Raw genomic sequence first — 25,406 nt, 5'->3', positions numbered from 1 at the left:
AAATGATAAGCTCAAAAAAAGAGAACCTTTGAATTAACAAGGTTCTCTTTAAAATCTATTTTCTCATTTTTGATAATCTTTCGTAATTTTCATTTCGATCTGCTACATCTTGTTGTGTATTATCATACATTTCATCAACTATTTCTTCATCTTTTGTCACATTTATAAGTGATGAGAAGCGAGTTTGAGTTTCAAGGAAATCAGGAATTTTACTCAAGTCTGCTTTTTTGTAATCAATTCTCATTGGGTCTTTACCTTTTTCAGCTAATCTTGGATCATAGCGATATAACTGCCAATATCCTGATTCAAGAGCTTCTCTCGCATTTAGTAAAGCATTACTCATACCACCTTTAATTCCATGATTAATACACGGTGTATAACCAATGATGAGTGATGGACCTGGATAATTTTCTGCCTCAGTAATAGCTTTTATAGCCTGATTTGGATGGGCATTAATTGAAATTTGTGCCACATATACATTTCCGTATGTTGCTGCCATCATCCCTAAATCTTTTTTACTAGTTTTCTTGCCTGAAGCTGCAAATTTAGCGATTGCTGATTGAGTTGTTGCTTTTGACATTTGCCCACCAGTATTAGCGTACAGCTCATTGTCCATAACAAAGATATTAATATCTTCACCAGAAGCTAATACATGATCAATACCACCAAAACCAATATCATAAGCCCAACCATCTCCACCAATCATCCACTGACTTGGTTTAACAAACATTTTTTCATCAGCTAATAAATCTTTAAAAACTTCATCTGATTCATTTTCTATAGCTGATACTAAGCGTGTAGCTCTTTGTCTTGTACCTTGACCTTCATCTATGTGTTCGAGCCATTCTCTTAAACAGGCTTTTGTTTCTTCTGTTCCTATTTCTTCATCTAATATATGTTGGATTTTCTCTGCTACTCGAGAGCGTTTCACTTGATTTGCCACATACATTCCAAATCCAAATTCTGCATTATCTTCAAATAAAGAGTTACTCCAAGCTGGTCCTTGACCAAACTGATTGGTTGTGTAAGGTGTTGTTGGAGCTGATGCTCCCCAGATTGATGAACAACCTGTTGTATTTGCAATCATCATTCTGTCTCCAAATAGCTGAGTTAATAATTTAACATAAGGTGTTTCACCACAACCAGAACAAGCACCTGAGAATTCTAATAATGGTTGCTCAAATTGAGACCCTTTAACCGATTCTTTTTTAACTGGATTTTCTTTTTGTTTTAAAGTCATAGAAAAGGCCCAGTTGACAGCTTCTTCACGTTGTTCTTCATAAGGCTTCATTACTAAGGCTTTATCTTTTGCTGGACAAGCATCCACACATAAACCACATCCGGTACAGTCTTCAACAGAAACTTGAATTCGGTAGTTTAAACCATCTTTGCCTTTAAAGTCACGAGTAATGTAGCCTGCTGGTGCCTCTTCCATTTCCTCTTCATTAGCTAAAAATGGTCTAATGGCTGCATGTGGACAAACAAATGCACATTCATTACACATGGTACATGCTTCTGGAATCCATTCAGGAACTTCTAGTGCAATTCCTCTTTTTTCATAGGCTGCTGTCCCTAAAGGAATAGTTCCTCCTAACATACCATTATCGATTAAGGTCTTAACTGATAGACTGTTTCCTTCTTGTCGTTCAATTGGTTGGGCAATATTTTTTACATACGCCGGTATATTTTCTTCTTCATTTTTTGGTGTTATTTCTATATTAGGCCATTCTTTTGGTACATCAATTTTAATTAAGGCATCAAAAGTTTGATCAATGACACGCCAGTTACGTTCGACAATTTCAGAAGATTTTTTTCCATAACTATTTTTAATTTCTTCTTTTAATAACGGTAAATATTCTTCTCTTGTCATTAAGGATGTTAATTCGAAGAAGGCTGTTGACATGACTGTATTGATTCTTCTACCTAGTCCTTCTTTTTGAGCAATCTCCATGGCGTTTATAATATAGAAGTTAATGTTGTGTTCCGCAATATATTTTTTCAAATGTTTAGGTAATAATCTCAGAACTTTTTCTTCATCCCAAACTGTATTCAGTAGGAATGTGCCACCATCTTTCAAGCCTTTTATTAGATCATACTTATGAATATAAGCTGCATTATGGCAACCAACAAAATCTGGATTTTCAACTAAATAAATAGAATTAATTGGTTCTTTTCCAAATCTCAAATGAGAGACTGTTAAACCACCTGATTTTTTAGAATCATATGAAAAGTAAGCTTGAGCATAATTATCTGTGTTATCACCAATTATTTTAATAGCTTGTTTATTAGCTCCCACTGTTCCATCTGAACCAAAGCCCCAAAATTTCCCCTGGAAAGTTGTTTTTGGTGTTAAATCAAGAACCGGTGTCATCGGTAATGATAGATGAGTTAAATCATCTTCAATTCCTACTGTAAATCTACGTTTCATATTTTTTGAATCTATTGATAAATGATCAAATATAGAAATAATTTGATTTGGTGTGACATCTTTTGAGCCAATACCATACCTTCCGCCAATAATACGGGGACGCGTTTCTAACTCATAAAGAGCACTTTGAACATCTAATAATAGAGGATCCCCGTCAGCACCTGGTTCTTTTGTTCTATCTAAAACGGCAATATTTTTAACAGTCTTCGGTAATTTTTCTAATAAGTTATCAGTTGGAAATGGACGATAAAGATGAATTGCAATATGTCCTACTTTTCGTCCCTGATTATTTAAATAATCAACTGTTTGTCTAATAGTCGGTGTTGCTGATCCCATTGAAATAATAACTTCTGCTGCTTCCTTATCTCCATAATAAGTTGTTAAATCATAATTAGTTCCACGAATCTCATTAATTTCATTCATGTATTTTTGGACAATTTGCGGTAAATCTTCGTAATGTTTATTAACAGTTTCTCTTGATTGGAAATAAATATCTGGGTTTTGAGCAGTACCTGAAACAGTTGGTGTATTGGGATTAAGACCACGGTTTCTAAATTCAGCTAATTTGTCCTGATTAACTAATCCTTTTAAATCCTCATAATCAATAACTTCAATTTTTTGTAATTCGTGACTTGTTCTAAAACCATCAAAGAAATTTAGAAAAGGGACACTACTTTCAATACTAGCTAAGTGGGCGACACCTGATAAGTCCATCACTTCTTGAACACTGCCTTCAGCTAACATAGCAAAACCTGTTTGCCTAGTTGCCATCACATCACTATGATCACCAAAAATACTTAAAGCGTTAGTTGCAATAGCTCTAGCTGTGACATGGAAAACGCTTGGTAGTAATTCTCCAGCAATTTTATACATATTAGGAATCATTAATAACAAACCTTGAGACGCTGTGTAAGTTGAAGTTAAGACACCAGTTTTCAAAGAACCATGAACAGTTCCTGCTGCACCAGCTTCCGATTGCATTTCAACTACTTTTACAGTTTCACCAAAAATATTTTTTTGTCCCTTAGCTGACCAATCATCTACTAATTCAGCCATAGTGGAACTTGGGGTAATTGGGTAAATAGCGGCAACTTCAGTAAAGGCGTAAGAGATGTAGGCTGCTGCCGTATTTCCATCCATTGTTTTTGTTTTTTTCATTCTTCTCGTCCTTTTCTTATCTTTATGAAAGTTGCTCAATAACCTCTTTAGCTAACTTATTGATTTTTTCAATATCATCACTTTCAGCATCATTTTCTATTGTTAAAGTTTCATGAGCTTTAGTTGCCCCAGCTTTTAATAAGGTTTCTTCAAATGAGAAAGCTGCTTGACAGAAATAATCTGGATAAAGTTCACTATCTCCACTACCAACTACTGCGAATAATTTCCCATCTAAATCTTCATCAACGATTTCTTCATAAAAATCTTCAAAATCAAATGGAATCTCACCATCACCATCTGTAAATGTTGCTACAATAGCAATATCAGCATCTTCAAAGAAATCGCTATCAATATCTCCAGCCTCTTCTCTTTCAACATCTACTCCTAACTCTTCAAATGCTTCTTCTAAATATTCTGAAATTCCTTCTGTGTTTCCTGTGTTTGATGCGTACGCAATTTTTACTAAAGTCATGTTTTTTTCCTCCTAATTTTTTATCCAATACGTTCCATATTTTTACAAGCAACAACATTAACGCCTGTATCTAAAACATTTTCTATCACTAAATCTCCAACAGAAACTGGGGCTTGTAATTCGACTTGATTAATTAATTTCATAATTTCAATCATTTTTCCTTTTGGAATGGTATCTTGAGTTTTCACTGGAATACGTGGTAAATTTCCATTTTTGATTTTGCAAGTTGAAGTGATTGTTCTAACAGGGCTAATTAATTCTTGTTTACCGTATACTTCACCTTTACGACAGTTATTGCCAGTTACTTTATAGTCGTTATTTTCATCAACGTTTAAGTGACAACCTTTGGGACAAACAATACAAATCAGTTCTGCCATTTTTTACATCTCCTTTACTGCAATTTCTAAGTCTGTAATCTCTATATCTTCAATAAATTTTTTCCGCAATCTTAGTGATTCCATCTCACCTGGTGCTAAATCTTTTTTCTTAAAGGTTGTAATAACTTCTCCGTGATTTTTAATTTCAATTTCACATTCATCCATTACTTTTGTTACTCTAAAATAAACCTCTACACGTTTATCCACTTGATCGCGTCTAATTTTTTGAGGTAAAACATAAGAAACACCATCTCCGTTTACTAGTTCAATCCCTTTTTCATGACTTTCCTCACCTTGATTTTTAACATATTCAGCTGCAGCTGCTCCTGCTATCATACTTTCAGCACTAACGTTATCTACTAAATCATGAACATGTAAAACATTTCCGCAAGCAAAAATACCTGGTATAGATGTTTCTCTATTTTCAAAAACTAATGCGCCTTTAGTTTTCTGATCCATCTTAACACCCATTTTTCTAGATAACTCATTTTCTGGAATCAGACCTACAGATAGAAGTAAGGTATCGCACTCTATTTCTTCTTCTGTTCCTGGAATAACTTCTCTATTAGCATCAATTTGAGCCATTGTAATAGATTCAAGACGTTCATTTCCTTTAATATCAATAATACTATGAGATAAATAAAGTTGAATATCAAAATCATGTAAACACTGAACAATATTTCGATTTAAGCCACCAGAATAAGGCATTACTTCAATACAAGCTAATACTTCTGCTCCTTCTAAAGTCATTCGCCTTGCCATAACTAAACCAATATCACCTGAACCTAAAATGACTACCTTTTTACCAACCATAAAGCCTTCCATGTTGACATATCTTTGGGCTGCCCCAGCTGTCATAATTCCTGATGGCCTAGCACCTGGCAATTGGATAGCACCTCTTGTTCGTTCCCGGCATCCCATTGCTAAACAAATAGCTTTTGCTTTTAAAATTTGATATCCTTTGATTTTATTCATGATATGGACTTGCTTTTTGTCTGTTACTTCTAAACAAATTGTATCCATTAATACTTCAATAGAGGTTCCTTTTAGTTTTTCAATAAACTTCCCAGCATATTCTGGACCAGTTAATTCTTCTTTAAAATAGTGAAGACCAAACCCATTATGAATACATTGATTTAAAATCCCACCAAGTTCAACATCACGCTCTACAATTAAGATTTTTTCTAAACCATTTTCATAGGCACTTATAGCTGCAGCCAAACCAGCTGGACCACCACCAATTACAATCAAATCATACATTTAAAGAACCTCCTTCGATTCACTGACAAGAACTGGACTATTAAATCGGTCTAAATCCACATCAAGTGGTGAAATATTTAATTCTTCTGCAATTATTTCCACAACTCTTGGTCCACAAAAACCACCTTGACATCTTCCCATTCCAGCAATTGTTCGACGTTTTACACCATCTACTGATTGAGCTGGCAATGTTTGATGAAGGGAAGCTCTAATATCTGCTTCTGTAATGTTTTCACAGCGACAAATAATTCGACCATAATCAGGATTTTCCATAATTAATGCTTGTTTTTCTTCAATACTTGCTTCATTAAAATGAATTCTTTTTCTTTCATCTACATAGTTTTCTTTTCTTTTTAACTCTAATCCTTTTTCTTTCATCAATTCAATTAGATAAAGGGAGTTAGCTGGTGCTGCGGTTAGCCCTGGTGATTTTATACCTGCCATATCAAAAAATCCTGGAATAACTTCTTCAATAATAAAATCTTCTCGGTCTGTATTAGCTCGGACTCCTGAAAAGTTTCTAATTGAGTTATTTAAATTGATTGATGGAATACTTTTTCTAGCTCCTTTAGCTACATCTTTCAACCCTTTTGCAGTATTTGCTGTGTCTTGTCCTGTATTGACTAGAGTTTCATCGATATCTTCTGCATTTGGACCAACAATAATATTTCCGTGAGTTGTTGGCGCTACTAGTATTCCTTTACCAACTTTTGTAGGACATTGAAAAACAATATGATTCACCGTATCTGTTTCTTCTAAATCAAGTAAGTAATACTCCCCACGACAAGGAATCGTTTTAAAGGTTGGCTCTGCTACCATTTCATGAATCTCCCCAGCATGAACGCCTGCTGCATTAATTACACGTTTTGCTTCAAAACTTCTTTCCTCTGTTAAGATATCAAAATAATTTTCTTGGGTATTAATCGCAATAACCTCTTGATTGAAATAAAAATCCACACCATTTTGAATAGCAACTTCTGCCATAGCAATTGTGTACTCCCAAGGATTAACAACTGCTGCACTTGGAGCAAATAAACTACCATAAATATCTTTGTTTAAATGTGGTTCTCTTTCCAGAGTTTCTTCTTTACTTAAGAGCTGCAAATCAGGGACACTATTTTCAATACCTCGTTCGTACAATTTTTCAATAGTGACTAAATCTTCTTCTGAAAACGCGACTACAAGTGAACCTAATTGCTTTCTTGGAACATCTAGTTTACGACAAATTTCTTTTGCTAATTTGGAGCCTTCTACATTTAATTTGGCATTTAATGAACCTGGTTTTGGATCGTATCCTGCATGTAAAATGGCACTGTTTGCTTTTGTTGTTTTGACTGAAACATCATTCTCTGCTTCAATGACGGCAATTCTTAGCTCATACTTACTTAATTCATAAGCTAAGGAAGCACCACTGATTCCACCACCAATAATTGCTATATCGTACATTTTCTCACCCTCCGATTAATAAAAAGAGCGCATTGAACCAACCCTCACGTTAGTGAAGATTCGTTCAATGCGCTCTTTTCTCTAGCTGTTTATTTAATTACTTACATTATAGAATAATTCACAAAGTAATGCAATCTGTTTTTAAAATTTCCATACATTTTTGTTCGTAGATGAGATTGCAATAGCTCCGTATTTTAAAGCATTAATAACATCTTCTTTATCCGTAATCAAGCCACTAACGATTAAAGGACGTTTAATTTGTTCTTTTACAGATTGGATAATTTTACCACTGGTATTAGGTAATATCTCAATAAAATCTGGAAATTTAGGGTTTTGAGCCTTTTTTAAAGAATTAAAAGCTAAAGAGTCGACCATAAAAATACGATAAACTGTCATAAAGCCTAGAGCTTGTGCTCTAACAAGTTGGGGCCATTTAGTCGAAATAATACCTGAAAAAGAAGTATTTTCTTTTAAATACCTAAGACCTACTTCGTCATCCGACAATCCCTTTACAAGGCCTAAATGAACAAAACCAACTTTCCCACTTGCCTCTATTTTTTCAGAGATTTCTTTAATCGTTAATAAGGAAGATTGGAGTACAAAAATAACTTCTATATCTGAATCAAGTAACTCTTCTAAATCCGATTCGTCTTTAATAGCCGCTATTATCGGATTATCACTTAGTCTGTCATAAATCTTAACTTCTTTCATCTCAATCCCTCTTTTCCTTCTTTCATTATACCTAAAAAGAAAGTTTGTGGAGATTTATTTTATACATCTTGCCAAATCTCTCATAAAATACTAAAGTAAGATAAATAAGTGAAAAGGAGGTCAATTATATGCGCCAATTATACATGAAACAAAAAATGTTAAGTGTGAATGAAAAATTTTCGGTTACAGATAAACATAATCAAACTGTTTACCGTGTTCAAGGTAGCTTATTTAAATTAGCTAAGTCTTTTACCATGGTTGATAAAAACAATAAAGCTATTGGAAAAGTGACAAAAGAGTTATTCAAACTAATGCCTAAATTTATTGTAGAAGTTAAAGGACACAAAACCCTTCGCATTGAAAAACAACTCACTTTGTTTAAATCTAACTATCAAATTTACAGTGAAGACATTGAAGTCCGTGGTGATATTTTAAGTAAACATTTTGACGTTTATCAAGGGCGAATAAAAATAGCTACCATTAATCAAAAATGGTTAGCTATGACAAGTACCTACGAAATGACAATTTATAATCAAGACTATGAACATTTAATCGTCCTTTTAGTTGCTGCCATAGACTTCCTTAAAGCACAACAACGTAAAAATAATACTTCTAGCTCAACTAATAGCCAAAATTAAAAACAGGGTGGGTCAAAAGTCGTTTTGCTCTAAGCAACTGGAGGAAATAAGGAACAATTGGCTTTTTCAATTGATCCTTAGTTGTGAAGTTGTTGAAAGAGCAGACTTTTTATCCCCTGACTAGTAAGAATAGTTAAGAAATAATAAATAGTCTAACATTTCGGTCAGACTATTTTCCTTTCTATTTACTTGGTGTAACTGAAGTAGTTTTGACAAGCTTTTTTTGTATTACATTCATCCCAATAATAGGAATTAAGATAATCAATATTCCTATGATTTGATAGCTGTAGATTGGTTCATTTAATACAATAACACCTGAAAGAATCATAATAACTAGTGATAAATTTGAGAATAAACCTACAGTAGATGCAGGAATATGATGAATCGCATAATTCGATAAAAAAGCACTGCTAATGAAGATAATAATCCTAAATGACATTTATCAAGAAGGTGAAAAATTACCTTCTTTAAGACAATTATCAAAAAACTATCAAGTTAGTTTAGATACAATAAAAAAAGCTATCTCTTTACTTGAAGAGGAACATCTCATTTATCCAAAAGATCGTAGTGGTTTTTATGTGTTACAAAAGGAGAAAATTAAGCCTGAAAACACATTAACAACTACTATTGATTTTGGCTCTAGTCGCTCAAATGCGGTTTCCTTTCCTTATAGTGATTTTTTACTTTGTTTGAAAAAAGCAACTGAAAACTATAAAGAAGAGTTTTTTTAATATGGCCAATCACAAGGCCTACCAGAACTTATTCAAACTTTAAAAAAATGGTTCGAAAAAAATCAATTATTTATCAAAGAAGAAAATTTATTTATTACAACAGGCATCCAACAAGCTCTTTTTATTCTAAGTAAGCTAACTTTTCCAAATCAAAAAGAGACTATTTTAATTGAATTACCTAGTTATCATTTAATGCTTGATTTACTTGAATTAGAAAAGATTCCTTTTCTAACAATTGAACGAAATGAGAATGGTCTTGACTGGGAACTTTTAGAAACTTATTTCAGAGATAATGATATTAAATTTTTCTATACCACACCTAGAATTTCCAGTCCTCTTGGGCTCTCTTTTTCAGAAATCGAGAAAAAAAGATTACTCAAATTAGCTAACCAGTATGATGTTTATCTTGTGGAAGATGATTATTTAGGAGATTTTATTTCTACAACTACTAATCTACCTCTTCATTTTTATGATACAAATGAACGGGTCATTTATTTAAAAAGCTTTTCTAAAATTATGTTTCCTGGGCTTAGAATAGGTGCTTGTTTATTACCTAGTGTCTTACGAGAAGCTTTTATTAAGTACCGCACTATTTTAGAAGTTGATAGTTCGATGTTTTCTCAAGCGGCACTTAATCTTTATATCAAAACCGGCATGTTTGATGAGCATATTAAAGACACTCGATTGATTCAACTAAGTCGTGATCAGGCTTTTATTAACCAAGGAAAAAAGACACCTGAATTATTTGATTTAAGCCTTTTTGAAACCGGTAAAAGTTTTATTACTCTACCTAGAGATGTCTCTACCTCTTTATTTGAAAATTATTTACAGGAAGAAAATATTAAACTTGAAGATATTGGCAGAAATGTCCCTAATAACTATAAATGCAAAAATAAAATCTACACCATTGAACTCCTTCAATTAACTCCAACTCAAATTACAAAAGGAATAGCCGCGATTCAAAATGTCTATCAAAAAAGTAAAAGAAAGCTATCAAATTAATAGCTTTCTTTTACTTTTAACACTTTATTTTTAAAATATGTTGATAACCTCTTGGGCCTAAATGTTTTTTCTTTGTATCTATAAATCCTACTTTTAAATACATTTGATACGCATTAGGATTTTTTTCGTTCACACCTAAAACAACTTCTTCCACACCTTCAAAGTTAGATTTTATAAAAGGTATTAATACTCTTAAATTTTTTGTTGCAAAGCCTTTTCTAGTTTCACGAGAATCCGTTGAAAAAGAACGAATCAATAAACTCTTTTCATTTGATGTATAAACATTTTTATTTTCTGAGCCATCTAAAGAAAAGAAACAAACCAATCGGTCTTCCTCAAAACATAATATTGGATAATAATTTTCTTTCAGATGATTTTCCTTAATAACTTCTGATGGTATCCCTGTAAACGAGGCATCATCAAGTTGATAGGCTTTAATCTCTTTCAAAAAATCTTCATTGTAAAAAACTAGGTGCATACTTCACTTCCTCCAAAATTTGATAGCTAAGTATAGCACGCTAAATCAAAAAAATAACAATTGTTTGCTCAGATTTATTCTAAATTTTGAATGTCAAAAACAACTTGTTTTTCACTATCTTTTTCCATTGGTTCGGATAAAATAAATTCCTTAATTGTATGATTTGTTTCATCTGTTTTTTCTTCAAAACGCCAATTTTTATAGCTAGCACTGACAATATTTTTTTCACCAAACTTATCTTTAGAATTATCGTAATAATAATAAATTTCTTCACCATTAAAGCTAAGCATCTCAAAAATCGGATCTGCCTCTGTTGTAAAACGAGTCATTTTTAATAGAAAGGCTTCTTTTCTCTCAAACATGTCTAAACTTGTTTTTAGAGTCTCTTCAAAATTTATTAATTCATCTTTTTCAGAATTATGTACTTCTATCTCTTTTGTATCAATTGGGATTAGTTTAATGGGAGCTAGTTGTCCTCCAGATTGTCCTTTTGGAACTGGATAGGAGGGTATCACAGTAATATTTTCTCCTTCAATTTTAAAATCATAGAAAAATGGTTTTTCTTTTTTAGTTTGTGTTAACACTAAGTTATCTTTTGTTTCAGTTACTTCCAGTTCTTCTTGATTAATCCATAAAGTTTGTTTTTTATATGTAATATCATAAATTTTCTTTTCCTTCTCACCTTCACCTAACCAAGCTCCAGTCACTTTTTTTACTAGCTCTGTATTAATATCCTTATAAACTTCTCGTTGCATCGGTTTTTCTTGTTTAGAACACGCTCCTAAAACTATTATTAAACTAATAACTAATAATCCTTTAAATTGTTTTTTCATTTTTCTACACCTCTCACTATGCTATTTTACCATCTTTATTTTTCTAAAACCTACTTTGGTTAACATTTTTTGATTCTATGCTATTCTAAATCCACAAGAGAGGATTAAAAAAAGCTGTAGCTAATAATAATTTAGCTACAGCTTTTCTTATTTCGTTACAATTGTTCCTTTTTCTCCTTTTAGAGCTAGTAAACCATTTTCTAGAGAAGAGATTATAGCTGTTTTACCTTCTTTAGCAAAATCGATACAAGCTTTTACTTTAGGACCCATACTACCTTCTGCAAATTGACCTTCTTCATAATATTTTTCTAATTGAGCAACAGTAATATGTTCTAATTTTTCTTGATTATTTTTACCGTAATTAATATAAACATTATCAACATCTGTTAAAATCATTAAAACGTCAGCATTGATATCACTTGCTAAACTTAAAGCTGCTAAATCTTTATCGATAACAGCATCTTGCCCTACATAAAGGCCGTCTCTTTTAATAACAGGTACGCCGCCTCCACCGGAAGTTATAACGATTGTATCCATCTCAAGTAATTTGGCAATTGTTTTTCTTTCTACTATTTCTTTAGGCTTTGGAGAAGGTACAAGCCTTCTGTATCCTCTGCCAGAATCTTCCCCCATAACAATTCCCTGCTCTTCAAATTCTTCAGCTTCTTCTTTTGTGTAAAACAAACCAATTGGCTTCATTGGATTCGAAAAAGCTGGATCTTTTTCGTCTACTTCAGTCATGGATAAAATGGTAACAACTTCTTTTTCAGGGAATCTATTTTTAATAGATTCTTGAATCATATGTCCAATATAACCTTGTGACTGAGCACTGACACTAGCAAATGGTTGTGCTGGAACACTATCTTTACACAACTCATTTCGTTGAAGTAATTGACCGACTTGAGGGCCATTCCCGTGAACAATAGCTAACTTAAAACCTTCTTCAATCATTGCACCAATACTATCCACACTAATTTCTATATTCTCTTTTTGCTCATCAAAAGTTCCCTTTTGACCAGGTTTTAATATAGCATTTCCCCCAAGAGCAATAACTACTCGGTTAATTTTATCCATTGTTCTTTCCTTCCTGTTACTGATTCAATTCTTTAAAAGTCTCCCAAAGAACATCACAATCTTCTCTTTCACCAATATGCTCCATGTCAAAAACGTCTGGTGTACTACCATCTAAATAAGTTCTTAAATGCATATCTGAAAAACCGTTAGCACCAGCATCATCTCTTGTACTACTGTAATAAACTTTTTTTATATTAGCCCACATCATAACACCAACACACATTGGACAGGGCTCACAAGTTGCATAAATTTCACAATCAGACAAGTCCATGGTATCTAATTTTTTACAAGCTTCTCTAACTGCCACCATTTCAGCATGAGCAGAAGGATCAGTATCTCTCATCATTGTATTTCCGACAGCTGCAATCACTTCACCATTTCTAACTATTGTTGCACCAAAGGGACCACCGTGTCCTTTTTTCATTCCTTCAATAGTTGCTTCTGACGCTAATTTAAAATACTTATTAAACTCATTACTCATTTTAATTATCCCCTTTTATGATTTTTTTTGAACTAAAGTTAAAATTGTATACAAAACAAATGAAGATATTAAACCAGAGAAGAAAGCAAAATCATTTAACATTTTTAATACTGGAATGCCTGGTAAAAAGGCTCCAACCATTGATAATGAAAAACTAATTATAAGAACGATCATTGCTTGTTTATTATAAGAAACTGATAGAGGACTCCCTTCTGGTGCGTAGATTTCTTTTAGATTTAATTCCTGTTTTTTATTGATAAAGAAATCTGATAACATAATCCCTGTTATTGGACCAAACATGGAACCAATAAAGCTATAGAATAAGAATAGATTATTAACAATCTTCCAAGGTAAAATCGCAGCTCCTAGTAAAGCGGTTACAATTCCACCAGTTTTAACTGTGAAGATTTTGGGCATTAATGAAGTCAATTGTAGTCCGGCTGGATAAAGATTTCCGAATACAACAAAAGCAAATGCTCCAATATTTAAAGCCATAATTAAAATAATAACTGCTAATGAACTATCCATTTGATTAATTGACATCACAATATCAAAACTTGTTAATTCTGGAAAAGCTAAAGCAGTGCCTGCAAATAAGCTGACACATGTAATAGCAAATAATACATAAGAAAAAATAAATCCTAGTGGTAAGCCAATTGCCATTGATTTCATATCTTTTGCTCTTTGAGTAAAATCACCTGTATTAACAATTGGACCTGCCCAGTTAGAAACTAGTGCACTCACACAAGCAATAAATGAAGGAATTGTAAATTTAGCATTATCGGGTGCGTAAGCTAATACATTACCAAAACCACCAGCTGTATTAATAGCCCAAACTGCTGCTCCAATAATAAATAAGTAAACAACTGGAGAGGCATAAGTTCCTAACTTATCAATTACTTTATTCCCACCCATAAAAAGTAAAACCGTAATAAACCACACTAAAACAAAACTAATAGCAGTATAAATTGGTGAACCTAAAATCGTAGCTCCCCCACCAATCGATGTATATCCTGGAAAAATTCTTTCAAAGATAACATCCATAGCTCCTGCTGTTACATATGACTGAGTCCCAAAGAAAACAACTCCTGCAATAAGCCCTCTGGCTAAAGCTGGAAATTTAGACCCTTTTATCCCAAAAACAGATCTTAAAACCATTGTAAATGGAATACCATATTTAGCAGATGCCACACCATTTACTACATAAAAGAAAGAAACAATAACTGCTGAAGTCATTACGGCTGCAAGTACTTGTTTAGAATTTAATCCAAGAATGAAAAATCCTGCTACTGTCATATAAGATAAAATATTGTGAACTGACCCCATCCAAAGAGTCGCAAATTTTCCGACTCCCCAATTACGTTCCTCTTCAGATTTTGGTCTTAATTCTTCTCCAACTGATTCAAAATCAGTGACATCTATTTCTTCAACAAATTGATCACTAATTGACATTTCTTCTAACATTCTAACTTTCCTCCCTTATTTCATTTTTAACTGAGATTCTTTAGCGTGCTCACTAAATAGTGAATTGCTTGATTGTATTTGACTTGCTTGTATCATTGTTTCGTAAGCTTCTTTATGACGAGCTAAACTTCGCAAACTATTGGCTTTATGGAACAAGTAGTCTACTCGTTTTGGATCTTCTACTAACAAAGTATCCATTATTTCAATCGCTTCTTCATGTTTCCCAAGCTCTCTTAAATAATTGGATAAGTGATATTTGTAAAACACCTTATCTGTTTTTATTTCTCCTCCCTTTTCAAAATAACTAATAGCTTGTTGTGAATTGCCAACTTTTTTAGCTAAATTACCTAGATAATAGGCAAACTGATTGTCTAACTCATAGCCTCTCTCATAGTAATAAAATGCAGCCGTTTCGTTTTTTAAACACTCATAAGTAAATCCTAAATAATAAAGTTGTTCTGCAGATTCTTCTATCTCTAATAATTGTTTAATTGCTTTATAAAACTCTTTATTTCTAATTAATTTTTTTATTTCTGTAAAGGCAGTTTCTGTTATTTCTTTTTCTAAAATCGGTAAAATGAATTGGCTATTTCTTTTTTCAGCGTAATCAATCCCTGATAAACTATCAAAATCTTTAATCTCTACATCTGCTCCGTGACTTACTAATTCTTCAATAATATCCCTAAAAAGAAATCCTTCATTTCCTAAAATTACAGCTTCTAATAATGCTGTCCAACCTAACCTGTTTTGATGATTAACTGGCACACCTGCATCAAGTGCTTTTTGAACAACTTTAATAAATCCTTTTTCACTTGAAGGTAGGAGAGCTGTTCCACCAAAACGGTTAACTTGCTTCAAATCCGGATGATACAAAAGTAATAATTCAAACATCTCATCTAAACCATTAGCTGCTGAAGCAATTAATGGTGATAATTGATTATTATCTTTTTGATTAGGATTGAATCCTTTTTGAAGTAATAAAGCTGCTATTTCGATATTGTTATTTAAAACTGCTAAGTGAAGAGGGCTTTGTCCCTCTTCATTTACCTCAGCAACATTAAAAGAATCTAATTGACTAATTTTTTCTAAAGACTTTTCTCCTTTTAATAAGTCAAATATTGTTTTTTCTGCCATTTTTATCAACACCTATTTTAAAATTTTTTACTTAAAGCAATTATTGCTTTTTGGAAAGCTTCGACTGGTGGGTAAGTAATACCTGCTCCAATCATTCCAATTCCTGCTTCTTTATGGGCTATCGCTGTATTAATTACAGGTAATGTATTGCTTTGCATTACTTTAATGACATCAATTCCAGTCGGAAGTCCCATGAAATTAAGTGAAGGTATGGTCACATTAGGATTTAAACCTGTTGTAATCGACTCCATTGATAAACTGTAATTAGTGGCATCTGCTACTGTTCCACCAACTAAAGCTACAATTGCAGGAGCTGCAGCCATCGCAAATCCTCCTAATCCAAAAGTCTCAGTAATCGCACTGTCTCCAATATCAAGTCCAGAATCTTCTTCTGTATAACCTGCAAACATAGGTCCAATTACTTTTTGAGAAGGTCCAACAAACCATTCTTTTTCATCCAAACTTGCTAAACGAATGCCAAATTCTGTTCCATTTCTAGCCATCGTTGAAACAATTGAGCTATATTCTTCTACTCCAAAAGTAGCATCAAGTGCTGCTTTACAAAATGCCATCCAAGTTGGCCCTGAGAAGTAATCACTACTGGCAATAAAATCAAAAACTTCTTTTTGTTTTTCAACTGAAAAATCAGTTTGGATAATTCCTGGTGTTAAGGCTTGAATAAGGAGAGTCGTTCCTGCGACATTTCGGTTATGAAGCTCATCCCCCATTTGCAATGCTTGAGAGACAAGTAGTCTAAGATCAATGCCACCTTCTATAAAAGTCATTGCTTCAGCTAACATTGGACCAAAAACATCTCTCATCCAAATTAGTCGTTCAATAACTGATTCGTCATTAGCACCCATTCGTAAAATTTTAGATAATTGCTCACTTAGGTTTGTGTAAGCAACGTTCCCATAAGTTTTATTTTCCACAATATGCATGTACATTGAAGCACTAGTTACTCCTGCCATAGAACCTACAGCATTGTGTTCATGACACGGACTAAATTCGACAGCGCCTGATGCAGCTACTTTCTCAGCTTCTTCTAAATTTTCTGCTAAGCCTTCAAATACAATTGCTCCAAGAACAGCGCCCTTCATTGGGCCATTCATTTTATCCCAAGTAATTGGAGGACCTGCATGAAGTATCATATTTTTTTTCATACCTGGAACAACATCAATTGCTTTCCCGTATCCAGTTAAGTAGATACTTGATGTGGAAATAATCTCAAAAATAGTTTGGTTAGCTTCTTCAATTTTAGCCATATTCTCTGGTTTTTCTAAAATAGCTAAGGCTTTAATAACTTCTTCATTTCCAAGTCCTGGAGGAGCCCAATCAAGTTGTACACTTTCTCCACCTTGTTCAATAATATCTTCTGTAAATTTTTCTAACCCTACATTGATTACTTTTAAATCAGACTCAAATAATTTAGACATTTTATTCATCCTTTCCTATCATTTCTCTAGCAAGTAAACTGGCATTTTGCATACTACTTGCATACGTTGCTCCAGTGCTTTCTAGTTTTTCAAGCTGACTAGCTAATCCTTGATTATCAAGTTCTGTACCAAGAACATATCCAATAACTTCTAAATGACGACCTGCTTTTTCTGCGTCATCTTTAGCCTCTTTAATCACATCTACCATGACACCTACTGGATCTTCATGAGCCCCGTATCCAATAACAAAATCAAGTAAGATTACGCCTACCTCAGGATCTTTTGCCTCTTGTTTAAATCGTTCAATTCGATTACTTGGATCAATCATTGGATGAGGTTTTCCATCTGTGTACTCATCTGCCCCAAAGTCAATAAATGTATGAGCCTCACTTTTAAGTGGATCTTTTAGTTGATGTGCTGCCTCTTTTACTGTGTTGCTATAAATATCATCATATTTTTCTTTTGTAATATAATAAGCTTCACTTGCTAAAGTTCCACCTGAAAATAATCCTCTAATATATTTTTGTTCCTTGTTTAATTTAGCCTTAACCTTTTCAATCAAAGGTAAGTTTAAAGGATGTAAATCTAATTTTGAAATATCTACTCCTGCTAATTCAACAGCTTTTAAAGCTGCATTTTTTGACATGTCTTCAAAATAAATATTATCTTCTTGATAAGTCTCCATCTCTCCAACGAACCAAATAACAACTGGTTTACTTAATTCTTTCACACGAGTTAATATTTTTTGTTTGACAGAACCTGTTGTTGGTTTGGATACAAGGACAATCACATCAGTATTGTCATCTTCTGCTAAGGCATCAATACCTGCCAACATCATTTTTCCGCCAATCGCTTCATTTAAATCTCTTCCACCTGTACCAAGCATTTGAGAGATGCCGCCACCAAATTCATGAATTCTTACAGAAATTTCTTGAGAGCCTGTTCCAGATGCACCAACTATTCCAATATTTCCTGTTCTAACCTTATTAGCAAATCCTAAACCAATATTGTTAATAATCGCTGTTCCACAATCTGGCCCCATCATCAATAAGCCTTTTTCAAGTGCCAAATCTTTTAGCATAATTTCATCTTCAACAGAAACATTATCACTAAACATCATGACATTTAAATCGTTATTAAGTGCTTGGAGCGCTTCTCTTGTGGCAAAATGTCCGTTAACAGAAATTAAAGCCAAGTTTGATTCTTCTTTATTTTTCTTGGCATCTTGTATGGTGTGATAAACCCTTTCTTCACTTGATGTTTCAACTTTTTCTTTGTGATTAAGTAATGCTTCAACTTGAGCTAAAATTTCTTCTTCATTTGTATTCTCTTCAAGTTTCATTGTAATAAGTAAATCACTTGATTCAGCATTTTCAACAACTTCGTTAACTAGACCAACGTTTTTCATAACTTCTTTATTCATATCAGTTGCCATTGCAACAATTACTTGAGAAACACCTTCGATTTGATTAGCTTTTGTTGATAGAGCCATTAAGGAAACAGAATCAATGTAGCGATTTTTAATTATTTTAACTGTTAAACTCATTTTTCTCCCTACTTTCTTCATAGTTGATAATCTAAAATACTTTGTCTATAATGTATAACAACATCTATATAGTGATTCTCTTCAATCTAGTATCACTACTATAAAAAGATACGTGAAAATATAATAAATTAAGTATTTAAAAGACTATCTCTTTAACTACATCTATCTTATCTTTTTTGAAAGCGTTATTAAACGTACTTTCTATTTAAAAAAATATCATTCGTTTTGTATATAATATACAAATACTAAAGGAGACGACTAAATGAAAGTTGAAGATTTCTTACAACTACCTAAATTCCAAGATTTTAAATTATTAGCTGGCAATTCAGGTGTCACAAATCAAATTACAGGAGTCAATATTCTAGATAACCCAAATGCTTTAGATTGGTTATCTCCTGGTGAATTAATTGTAACTTCAGGTTATTTTTTCAAAGATAGTCCTGAAGCACTAAAGAGTTTTATTGAAGGATTTAAACGTTTGAATATAGCAGCACTTTGTATAAAACCACAAATTTATCTTAATCCCTTACCAAAGGAATTAGTAACACTCTGCAATAAGCTTGGAATTCCATTAATCGAAATTCCTTATGGTGTTGCTTTTTCAAAAATCTTAAACACTGTTATGAATTTATTAGCTGAAACCAGTCATGAAACAAATCAAATGGCTCTTGAAACTACTTCAAAATTTTTAGAGTATGGACTAAAAGCTGATGGCCTTGATTATCTTAAAGAAAAGCTAGAAGAATTACTCGACCAACCTATAATTATTACTAATGCTGAATGGACTCTTGTAACAAAAAATTTCGATTCACTTTTTGAAGATTTTTTACTTTCAACTAGCAACCATCTATCATTTAATTTAAATTGCCTTTCTGTTGTTCCAAGAAAGGTAGATGAGTTAAAACATCCAGTAACAGTTACCTTTAAAAATAAAACTAATGGAATGATTCTTCCTATTTTTTTCAATGAGGTAACTTACGGCTACATCATTGTCCTGCAAAAAAATAAACCCTTAGCTCAAAAGGATTATGTTGTTCTTGAGCAAGCTACCATTACTTTTGCTTTAGAAATGGTTCACCAAGCTGAAAAATTACATATTAACAATAAAAAACTCCGTGATTTCTATAGAAAACTTTTATTTAGTTTTTCAAGTATAGAAGAGTTACGCTCTTTTGATATTGATTTTAATTTTGATATAGCTTATTCAATTTTTATTATTGACCTTAACCAGATAACTTATTCAAAAGACAATATCTTACAGCAAAAGCACGAAGAAGATTTAATCTTCCAAAACATCTTAAGTCTTTCTTCAAATTATAAAAAAATAGCAAATACAGAGCTTCATCTGTTTAAACAGGGTAAACAATTTATTGGATTTCTCGGGCAAAAAAACTTGGTTCCTAAATCTAATAACAATGAACAAGAGCGCATTTTTAAAGATTATTACCATTATTTAGAGGTTTCACTTAAAAATAAATTCAAGTTAACTATGTTTGTAGGTTCAACAAAAGAAGTTAATCAACTTAATGAAAGTTATGCAGAAGCTAAACAACTTCTTAATTTTAAAAATACTCAAGAAGACTCTCTTGTTTTTTCTAATCATTATTACGTAGATAATTTTTTAAGAAAGTTTATTCCTACAAATGAAGCAGCTAACTTTACTACTTATTTTTTAGACCCACTTATTCAGTACGATCGAAAGAATGATAGTAACTTAATGCTCACATTAACGGCTTATTTAGACAATCATCAAAACCTAGCAACTACATCAAGACAATTATTTATTCATCGTAATACCCTTTTATATCGTGTGGAGAAAATTGAAAGTTTACTCGGCTATTCCTTAAATGAGAAAAATGCCCAATTCAATTTATCCTTTGCGATTAAATTACAAACAAGTTTTGAGCAAAGGAATGATACTAATGAAAACTAACTATATCTACACTACAATAGATGAGATTCCTTTAAGTTTTGATTTTTATAAAAATAAGGTTAATGAAAGTAAACCTACTATTATTTATTTTCATGGTGGAGGTTTGATTTTTGGAAGTAAAGATGACTTACCCAAAGCCTATATTGATTTATTTCTAAATGAAGGCTACAACCTAATCGCACTAGATTATCCATTAGCTCCAGAATGCAAAATAGATACTATTTTTTCTGCTATTCAATCTTTTTTTAATTGGTTTGAAACAAATTATCAAAAAGCATTACATTTAAAAACTGATGACAAAATTTTATTTGGTCGCAGTGCTGGAGCTTATCTTGCTTTGCAATGGGCAAGTAAAATTAAAGTTAGTGGTGTCATTAGTTTTTATGGTTATCACACACTGTTTCATAATGACTTTTTACTTCCTAGTGAGTCTTTTAAGAAATACCCTATACTTCCTTTTTCTGATGTAACGCACTTACTTTCAAATCATTTCCTAATCTCATCAAGTGTTGAAGAACGTTATCCGATTTACCTGTCACTACGACAATCTGGTAATTGGATAAAAGAAATATTAGGGAAAGATAATTTAATAGATGATTACTCTTTAACAGTCAATCAACTGAAAAAACTACCGCCAATTTTTATTACAGCTAGTCGTTCTGATGAGGATGTTCCTTTCTTCTTATCTAACATGCTTAGTAAGCAAGTAACCAATAGTACATTTATCAAACATACAGGTGTGGTTCATGATTTTGATCGTCAGCCGGAATTAGCAGAAAGTAAGTTAACTTATGACGCTTTACTGACTTGGCTCAATGAACTGACTGAATAAAAATAGGGCGTGTGACAAAAATAAGTCACACGCCCTGTTTTACTGTCGTAGAAGTAGCTTCAATAAATAAGCTACTTCTGTGACAACCTTTTCTTCATCTTATTCAATTACCATTACTCTATCTGCAATATTAAGAGTTGATTCTCTGTGAGAAACAACTATAGTTGTTTTACCTTCACTAATATGTTTGATAGTATGTAATATTTTTTGCTCATTTAAATAATCTAAACTACTTGTTGGCTCATCTAGCAATAATAAAGGTGCGTCATGTAAAAAGACTCTCGCTAAACCAATTCGTTGTTTTTCACCATCTGACACTCCTCGGTTCTGACCACCAATCTTTGTTTCATATTTATCTGGTAAACTTTCTATCCACTCAGAAAGTGAAGCTGCTTCAGCTGCTTTTTCAATATCTTCTTGGCTTATTTTTTCATTTTTTAAAGAAATATTATTTTTAATAGTATCAGCAAAAATAAAAGTCTTCTGCTCCATAACACTTTCAAGTGAATGTAATTCTGTTTCCGAATAGTCTTTTAGATTGTTTTTATCAAATAAAATTCGTCCTTGATTAGGGTCAAAATATCTCATAAGTAGCTTAAGTAACGTACTTTTTCCTTTACCACTTTCACCACCAATACCTAGAGTGACTCCCTTTTCTAAATTAAAATTTAGATTATCTAAGATTTGTTTTTCATCGTAACTAAAAGAAAGATTTTCAATTACTAAATCATTAAATTCATTTTCATTCTGTTGTTTACTACTATTAAAAATAATATTTGGTTCTTCATTTACTAAAGCAAACAATCTTTTACCACTAGCAAACGTTGATAGTAGTGCATTTCCTAAACCACTTAAAGCTAATACGGAACCAAAAGAACTAAGAGTAATAATACTGGTTGTGACTTGTTGTGAGACGGATAAATCTAATTGAGTTCCTACTAAAATCATTAGAATAGTCGTTCCAATAACACCAAACTCACTTAGTATTTGAATCTTACTACTTTGTTTTAGTTTCTTCTGATATTCTTGATTTAATTTCTCCCCGGCCTCATGTAAACTGGCTAATTTTTCTTCTTCAAGTGAAAATTGATTGATATCTCTAATGCTATCTACATTTTCAATGACTTGTTGGTTAAGTGAAACAAAGGTTTCCTGATAGACTGAACCTGTTTTTTCATGTTGTTTATAACTAATTACAGGAACAAAAACACCAACAAATAGATGACCTAAAAGAAGAATAAGACCTAAATACAAATGATTTGTCAGTAAATAACTTACTAAAACAAGACTTGTTCCAATTGCAATGAAAACCGGAGAAATAGTATGTGCAAAAAAGACTTCTAAAGCTTCTACATCAGTTGTGATAGCTGTAATCATGTCACCACTATTTTTTCCTGACAACTTAGCAGGACCAAGTTTTCTAAGCACTTTAAAAATAGAACTTCTGACATTTGCTAGTAATGAAAAAGCAATATCATGATTCAGGTATTGCTCCATATATCTTGCAACACCTCTAATAACTCCACATAAGATTAATAACCAAAAAGTTTTCATCACAGAATTTGTATCTCCTGAAAGAATAGCAAACATCTCTTTTAAACCTAAAAAAGTAATCCCAATTACAGACAAATTACTAATAATTCCTAGTAGGACTGCCCCTGACATTTTTAAAGACAAAGGTTTAACAAATGATAGTAGCCAGTTGATAACTTGTGTATTTTTAACCTCTTTCATTGATTAAACCTCCCTTATCCTTTTCTTCCTCTTCAAAGTAAGTTTTAAAGTAAGTTGAAGAGCTTAATAATTCTTTAGGTGAACCTTTTTCTAAAATTTCTCCCTGCTCCATCACTATAATTTGATCCGCATCTAAAACATTGTATAAACGATGGGAAATGAAAAAGACTATTTTTTCTTGTGCTAATTCTTTAATAACTTCTAAAATATTATTTTCACTCTCAATATCAATGCCTGAAGTAATCTCGTCAAAAATATACAACTGGCTTTCTCGTAATAAAGCACGTGCTAAGATTAAGCGTTGACGTTGACCACCAGATAAATTTTCACCATTTTCATCTAATTTAGTTGTTAGCTTCTCTGGTTGCTTAGAAACAAATTCTGCTAAGTTAACTTTATTTAATACTTCCCACATCATCTCATCTGTAGCATCCTTATTAGCAAGTAAAAAATTCTCTCTAATAGTTGTGTTATACAAGTAACTATGATTATTAATAACCACTGCCTTTTCTTGAATTAACTCACGACTAAATAATAAAGCATCCTCATGATTCCAAGTAATTTTGCCACTATATTCTCTAAAATCTCCTGATAATAGCTTAACTAATGTACTTTTCCCAGAACCAGATTTCCCTATAACTGCAGTAAATTCCCCTTTATTCAGCTCAAGATTAAGATGATTAACAGAAAAAGCAGTATCTCCTTCATAAGACACTGAAACATCTTCCAATTGAATTGTTTCTAATTTATGGCTTCTTAATTCAGTTTGTTCTCCGTAAACAGGTTCTTCTAATTCTAAATAACTAAATAGTTCATCACTTGCACTAATTCCGTTCATTGCCACATGGAAAAGAGAGCCTAATTGTCTCATTGGAATAAAAAACTCAGCACTTAATAAAATAAATAATAGCATTCCTTGGATTGATAAGCTGTTACTTGAAAACTTGAGTAAGGCAATTCCAATACTTAAACCAGCTCCACCGTAAGAAATAATATCCATCACTGTAATGGAGTTTAGTTGCATAGATAATAAAGCCATGGTAGATTTTCTGAAAACTTCAGCATCTTGTTCTACTTCCACTTGTTTAGAAGCATCTTGATCAAACGCTTTTAAGGTACTTAACCCTGAAAGATTTTCATGAAATTTCACACCTAAATCAGTATAATCTCCCCAATATTCCTTTAGAATTTTTTTAGCTATCTTCATCACAAATACAATAGTCAATGGAATCATTGGCATACAAACTAATAAAGCAATGGCTGGTACTAATGAAAATTTAGCTAAAACAATAAAAATAATAATAGCTGAAAAACCACAGTAAAATAACTGAGGTAAAAAACGAGCATAATAGATTTCAAGTTGCTCAACACCGTCAACAACTAACTGAGAAAGTTTAGTTGCTGGTAACTGATTCTTGTTATCTTTTCCTAGTTTAAAGGCTTTTTTCATAACTGATTCTCTAAAAGACAGCCTTAAATTGGCTGATGATTTAAAGGTTAATTTTTCAATCAGCTTAATTAAAAACTCTTTACAAACAAATACAACTATCGCAACACTAACAAGATAAATCGGATTTTTTAATGTATTATTTTTGATGAGATAACTTAACTCAAAAGCAAGAGTCAACCATAGCCAAATTGAAAATAATAGCATTAAAATTTTTGCTCCAACTAGCCAAATTAAAGAACCGCTATCTACTAACTTAAATAAACGCTTGTCTATCATCTTACTCTTCTACCCTCACACTCATATTTTTGCGCTCTTTCTTTTTAAAGTACAATGTTAAAAAGATAAGATGTAGCATATATACTACCACTAAAGAAATTTTCATAACCAAATTATCCACTAAGATACCTGGAATTAAAAAAACAATAAAAATCATAGCAAATAACTTAACTAATCCTTTTGTTGTCATCTTTTTCTCTATAATTAATTCTTGTATATATTTTTGATAATAGGTTGATTGCACAAATTTATTATAAAGTTTTTCAGAACTTCTCAGCCATAAAAAACTTGTTAGCATATAAAATGGAACTGTTGGGATAAAAGGCAAGCTTAATCCTAAGGTACCTAAAATAAAAGAGATACCACCTAAAATAATAAAAAGACTTTTCTTGATTTTGTTCATCCTCTTCCTCCTAAATTCTTTAACTTCTGTTAGTATAGCATATCACAATCATTATTGATAACGATTATCAGTCTCTAATTTTGTTAGCATTTATTAAAAGAAATCAGCA

At 32.3% G+C, this 25,406-nt stretch carries 22 protein-coding genes and 1 pseudogene; 5 read left to right on the top strand and 18 right to left on the bottom strand.

Annotated features, from left to right (window positions below; genetic code table 11):
• Positions 1-55: 55 nt before the first annotated feature.
• The 6 genes from nifJ to DFR54_RS05435 form a co-directional block, all read right to left on the bottom strand.
• Complete coding sequence (gene nifJ, locus DFR54_RS05460) at positions 56-3,586, bottom strand: pyruvate:ferredoxin (flavodoxin) oxidoreductase (protein ID WP_114289296.1); 3,531 nt, start codon at positions 3,584-3,586, stop codon at positions 56-58.
• Between the two features lie 22 nt (positions 3,587-3,608).
• Positions 3,609-4,058, bottom strand: coding sequence for a flavodoxin (locus DFR54_RS05455; protein ID WP_114289294.1), 450 nt, complete (start codon positions 4,056-4,058; stop codon positions 3,609-3,611).
• 20 nt (positions 4,059-4,078) lie between these two features.
• Positions 4,079-4,435, bottom strand: coding sequence for a DUF1667 domain-containing protein (locus tag DFR54_RS05450; RefSeq protein ID WP_114289292.1), 357 nt, complete (start codon positions 4,433-4,435; stop codon positions 4,079-4,081).
• A gap of 3 nt (positions 4,436-4,438) precedes the next feature.
• Positions 4,439-5,695, bottom strand: coding sequence for an NAD(P)/FAD-dependent oxidoreductase (locus DFR54_RS05445; RefSeq protein ID WP_114289290.1), 1,257 nt, complete (start codon positions 5,693-5,695; stop codon positions 4,439-4,441).
• Positions 5,696-7,141, bottom strand: a complete 1,446-nt coding sequence (locus DFR54_RS05440) for an NAD(P)/FAD-dependent oxidoreductase (protein WP_114289288.1) — start codon at positions 7,139-7,141, stop codon at positions 5,696-5,698.
• 141 nt (positions 7,142-7,282) lie between these two features.
• Positions 7,283-7,852 carry a glycerol-3-phosphate responsive antiterminator gene (locus DFR54_RS05435; RefSeq protein ID WP_114289286.1) on the bottom strand — a complete coding sequence of 190 codons (570 nt, stop codon included), beginning with the start codon at positions 7,850-7,852 and terminating at the stop codon, positions 7,283-7,285.
• 128 nt (positions 7,853-7,980) lie between these two features.
• Here DFR54_RS05435 and DFR54_RS05430 point away from each other — a divergent pair, with 128 nt between their 5' ends.
• Positions 7,981-8,490, top strand: a complete 510-nt coding sequence (locus tag DFR54_RS05430) for an LURP-one-related/scramblase family protein (RefSeq protein ID WP_114289284.1) — start codon at positions 7,981-7,983, stop codon at positions 8,488-8,490.
• A gap of 181 nt (positions 8,491-8,671) precedes the next feature.
• On the opposite strand, the gene DFR54_RS13530 is transcribed toward DFR54_RS05430, so the two are convergent.
• Positions 8,672-8,929 (bottom strand): EamA family transporter, encoded by a 258-nt coding sequence (locus DFR54_RS13530; RefSeq protein ID WP_114289282.1) that lies wholly within the window; start codon positions 8,927-8,929, stop codon positions 8,672-8,674.
• Here DFR54_RS13530 and DFR54_RS05420 point away from each other — a divergent pair.
• A complete protein-coding gene (locus DFR54_RS05420) occupies positions 8,904-9,221 on the top strand; it encodes a winged helix-turn-helix domain-containing protein (protein ID WP_114289280.1) in 318 nt (105 codons plus the stop codon). The genes DFR54_RS13530 and DFR54_RS05420 overlap by 26 nt on opposite strands.
• A gap of 12 nt (positions 9,222-9,233) precedes the next feature.
• A pseudogene (locus tag DFR54_RS05415) lies at positions 9,234-10,223 on the top strand (aminotransferase-like domain-containing protein); the annotation flags it as partial.
• Positions 10,224-10,239: 16 nt separating this feature from the next.
• On the opposite strand, the gene DFR54_RS05410 reads toward DFR54_RS05415, so the two are convergent.
• From DFR54_RS05410 to fdrA, 8 genes are all read right to left on the bottom strand, one after another.
• Positions 10,240-10,701 carry a GNAT family N-acetyltransferase gene (locus DFR54_RS05410; protein WP_114289277.1) on the bottom strand — a complete coding sequence of 154 codons (462 nt, stop codon included), beginning with the start codon at positions 10,699-10,701 and terminating at the stop codon, positions 10,240-10,242.
• Positions 10,702-10,775: 74 nt separating this feature from the next.
• Positions 10,776-11,534 (bottom strand): DUF4362 domain-containing protein, encoded by a 759-nt coding sequence (locus tag DFR54_RS05405; RefSeq protein WP_114289276.1) that lies wholly within the window; start codon positions 11,532-11,534, stop codon positions 10,776-10,778.
• A 147-nt stretch (positions 11,535-11,681) separates the two neighbouring features.
• Complete coding sequence (gene arcC, locus DFR54_RS05400) at positions 11,682-12,608, bottom strand: carbamate kinase (RefSeq protein ID WP_114289275.1); 927 nt, start codon at positions 12,606-12,608, stop codon at positions 11,682-11,684.
• Between the two features lie 16 nt (positions 12,609-12,624).
• A complete protein-coding gene (locus DFR54_RS05395; RefSeq protein ID WP_114289273.1) occupies positions 12,625-13,089 on the bottom strand; it encodes a nucleoside deaminase in 465 nt (154 codons plus the stop codon).
• Positions 13,090-13,104: 15 nt separating this feature from the next.
• The gene (locus DFR54_RS05390; protein ID WP_249033369.1) at positions 13,105-14,553 is read right to left on the bottom strand and encodes a cytosine permease; all 1,449 of its coding nucleotides are present in this window, start codon (positions 14,551-14,553) and stop codon (positions 13,105-13,107) included.
• A gap of 15 nt (positions 14,554-14,568) precedes the next feature.
• Positions 14,569-15,687 (bottom strand): ankyrin repeat domain-containing protein, encoded by a 1,119-nt coding sequence (locus tag DFR54_RS05385; RefSeq protein WP_249033368.1) that lies wholly within the window; start codon positions 15,685-15,687, stop codon positions 14,569-14,571.
• A gap of 17 nt (positions 15,688-15,704) precedes the next feature.
• The gene (locus DFR54_RS05380) at positions 15,705-17,132 is read right to left on the bottom strand and encodes a YlbE family protein (RefSeq protein WP_114289271.1); all 1,428 of its coding nucleotides are present in this window, start codon (positions 17,130-17,132) and stop codon (positions 15,705-15,707) included.
• Positions 17,125-18,669 (bottom strand): acyl-CoA synthetase FdrA, encoded by a 1,545-nt coding sequence (gene fdrA, locus DFR54_RS05375; RefSeq protein ID WP_114289269.1) that lies wholly within the window; start codon positions 18,667-18,669, stop codon positions 17,125-17,127. The genes DFR54_RS05380 and fdrA overlap by 8 nt, the downstream gene beginning before the upstream one ends.
• A gap of 262 nt (positions 18,670-18,931) precedes the next feature.
• Here fdrA and DFR54_RS05370 point away from each other — a divergent pair, with 262 nt between their 5' ends.
• The gene (locus DFR54_RS05370; RefSeq protein WP_114289267.1) at positions 18,932-20,602 is read left to right on the top strand and encodes a PucR family transcriptional regulator; all 1,671 of its coding nucleotides are present in this window, start codon (positions 18,932-18,934) and stop codon (positions 20,600-20,602) included.
• Positions 20,592-21,434 carry an alpha/beta hydrolase gene (locus DFR54_RS05365; RefSeq protein ID WP_170126925.1) on the top strand — a complete coding sequence of 281 codons (843 nt, stop codon included), beginning with the start codon at positions 20,592-20,594 and terminating at the stop codon, positions 21,432-21,434. Before DFR54_RS05370 ends, DFR54_RS05365 begins: the two co-directional genes overlap by 11 nt.
• Before the next feature lie 99 nt (positions 21,435-21,533).
• On the opposite strand, the gene DFR54_RS05360 is transcribed toward DFR54_RS05365, so the two are convergent.
• Genes DFR54_RS05360 through DFR54_RS05350 form a run of 3 tightly spaced genes read right to left on the bottom strand, consistent with a single transcriptional unit; the run spans position 21,534 to position 25,288 of the window.
• Entirely contained in the window at positions 21,534-23,168 is a 1,635-nt protein-coding gene (locus tag DFR54_RS05360) for an amino acid ABC transporter ATP-binding/permease protein (RefSeq protein ID WP_114289263.1), read from the bottom strand.
• Positions 23,155-24,894, bottom strand: coding sequence for an ABC transporter ATP-binding protein/permease (locus DFR54_RS05355; RefSeq protein WP_114289261.1), 1,740 nt, complete (start codon positions 24,892-24,894; stop codon positions 23,155-23,157). Before DFR54_RS05355 ends, DFR54_RS05360 begins: the two co-directional genes overlap by 14 nt.
• A gap of 1 nt (position 24,895) precedes the next feature.
• Positions 24,896-25,288, bottom strand: coding sequence for a YbaN family protein (locus DFR54_RS05350; RefSeq protein ID WP_114289493.1), 393 nt, complete (start codon positions 25,286-25,288; stop codon positions 24,896-24,898).
• Between the last annotated feature and the right edge of the window lie 118 nt (positions 25,289-25,406).

The organism is Vagococcus fluvialis (assembly GCF_003337315.1).
GTDB classification, from domain to species: domain Bacteria; phylum Bacillota; class Bacilli; order Lactobacillales; family Vagococcaceae; genus Vagococcus; species Vagococcus fluvialis.
Note: the sequence above shows the minus strand (reverse complement) of the source record. Positions and strands in the feature narration are given on the sequence as shown.

What these genes read in the sequence shown, in the direction of transcription:
- nifJ (WP_114289296.1), bottom strand. Translation starts at nt 3,586, where the DNA reads ATGAAAAAAACAAAAACAATGGATGGAAATACGGCAGCAGCCTACATC.
- DFR54_RS05455 (WP_114289294.1), bottom strand. Translation starts at nt 4,058, where the DNA reads ATGACTTTAGTAAAAATTGCGTACGCATCAAACACAGGAAACACAGAA.
- DFR54_RS05450 (WP_114289292.1), bottom strand. Translation starts at nt 4,435, where the DNA reads ATGGCAGAACTGATTTGTATTGTTTGTCCCAAAGGTTGTCACTTAAAC.
- DFR54_RS05445 (WP_114289290.1), bottom strand. Translation starts at nt 5,695, where the DNA reads ATGTATGATTTGATTGTAATTGGTGGTGGTCCAGCTGGTTTGGCTGCA.
- DFR54_RS05440 (WP_114289288.1), bottom strand. Translation starts at nt 7,141, where the DNA reads ATGTACGATATAGCAATTATTGGTGGTGGAATCAGTGGTGCTTCCTTA.
- DFR54_RS05435 (WP_114289286.1), bottom strand. Translation starts at nt 7,852, where the DNA reads ATGAAAGAAGTTAAGATTTATGACAGACTAAGTGATAATCCGATAATA.
- DFR54_RS05430 (WP_114289284.1), top strand. Translation starts at nt 7,981, where the DNA reads ATGCGCCAATTATACATGAAACAAAAAATGTTAAGTGTGAATGAAAAA.
- DFR54_RS05420 (WP_114289280.1), top strand. Translation starts at nt 8,904, where the DNA reads ATGAAGATAATAATCCTAAATGACATTTATCAAGAAGGTGAAAAATTA.
- DFR54_RS13530 (WP_114289282.1), bottom strand. Translation starts at nt 8,929, where the DNA reads ATGTCATTTAGGATTATTATCTTCATTAGCAGTGCTTTTTTATCGAAT.
- DFR54_RS05410 (WP_114289277.1), bottom strand. Translation starts at nt 10,701, where the DNA reads ATGCACCTAGTTTTTTACAATGAAGATTTTTTGAAAGAGATTAAAGCC.
- DFR54_RS05405 (WP_114289276.1), bottom strand. Translation starts at nt 11,534, where the DNA reads ATGAAAAAACAATTTAAAGGATTATTAGTTATTAGTTTAATAATAGTT.
- arcC (WP_114289275.1), bottom strand. Translation starts at nt 12,608, where the DNA reads ATGGATAAAATTAACCGAGTAGTTATTGCTCTTGGGGGAAATGCTATA.
- DFR54_RS05395 (WP_114289273.1), bottom strand. Translation starts at nt 13,089, where the DNA reads ATGAGTAATGAGTTTAATAAGTATTTTAAATTAGCGTCAGAAGCAACT.
- DFR54_RS05390 (WP_249033369.1), bottom strand. Translation starts at nt 14,553, where the DNA reads ATGTTAGAAGAAATGTCAATTAGTGATCAATTTGTTGAAGAAATAGAT.
- DFR54_RS05385 (WP_249033368.1), bottom strand. Translation starts at nt 15,687, where the DNA reads ATGGCAGAAAAAACAATATTTGACTTATTAAAAGGAGAAAAGTCTTTA.
- DFR54_RS05380 (WP_114289271.1), bottom strand. Translation starts at nt 17,132, where the DNA reads ATGAATAAAATGTCTAAATTATTTGAGTCTGATTTAAAAGTAATCAAT.
- fdrA (WP_114289269.1), bottom strand. Translation starts at nt 18,669, where the DNA reads ATGAGTTTAACAGTTAAAATAATTAAAAATCGCTACATTGATTCTGTT.
- DFR54_RS05370 (WP_114289267.1), top strand. Translation starts at nt 18,932, where the DNA reads ATGAAAGTTGAAGATTTCTTACAACTACCTAAATTCCAAGATTTTAAA.
- DFR54_RS05365 (WP_170126925.1), top strand. Translation starts at nt 20,592, where the DNA reads ATGAAAACTAACTATATCTACACTACAATAGATGAGATTCCTTTAAGT.
- DFR54_RS05360 (WP_114289263.1), bottom strand. Translation starts at nt 23,168, where the DNA reads ATGAAAGAGGTTAAAAATACACAAGTTATCAACTGGCTACTATCATTT.
- DFR54_RS05355 (WP_114289261.1), bottom strand. Translation starts at nt 24,894, where the DNA reads ATGATAGACAAGCGTTTATTTAAGTTAGTAGATAGCGGTTCTTTAATT.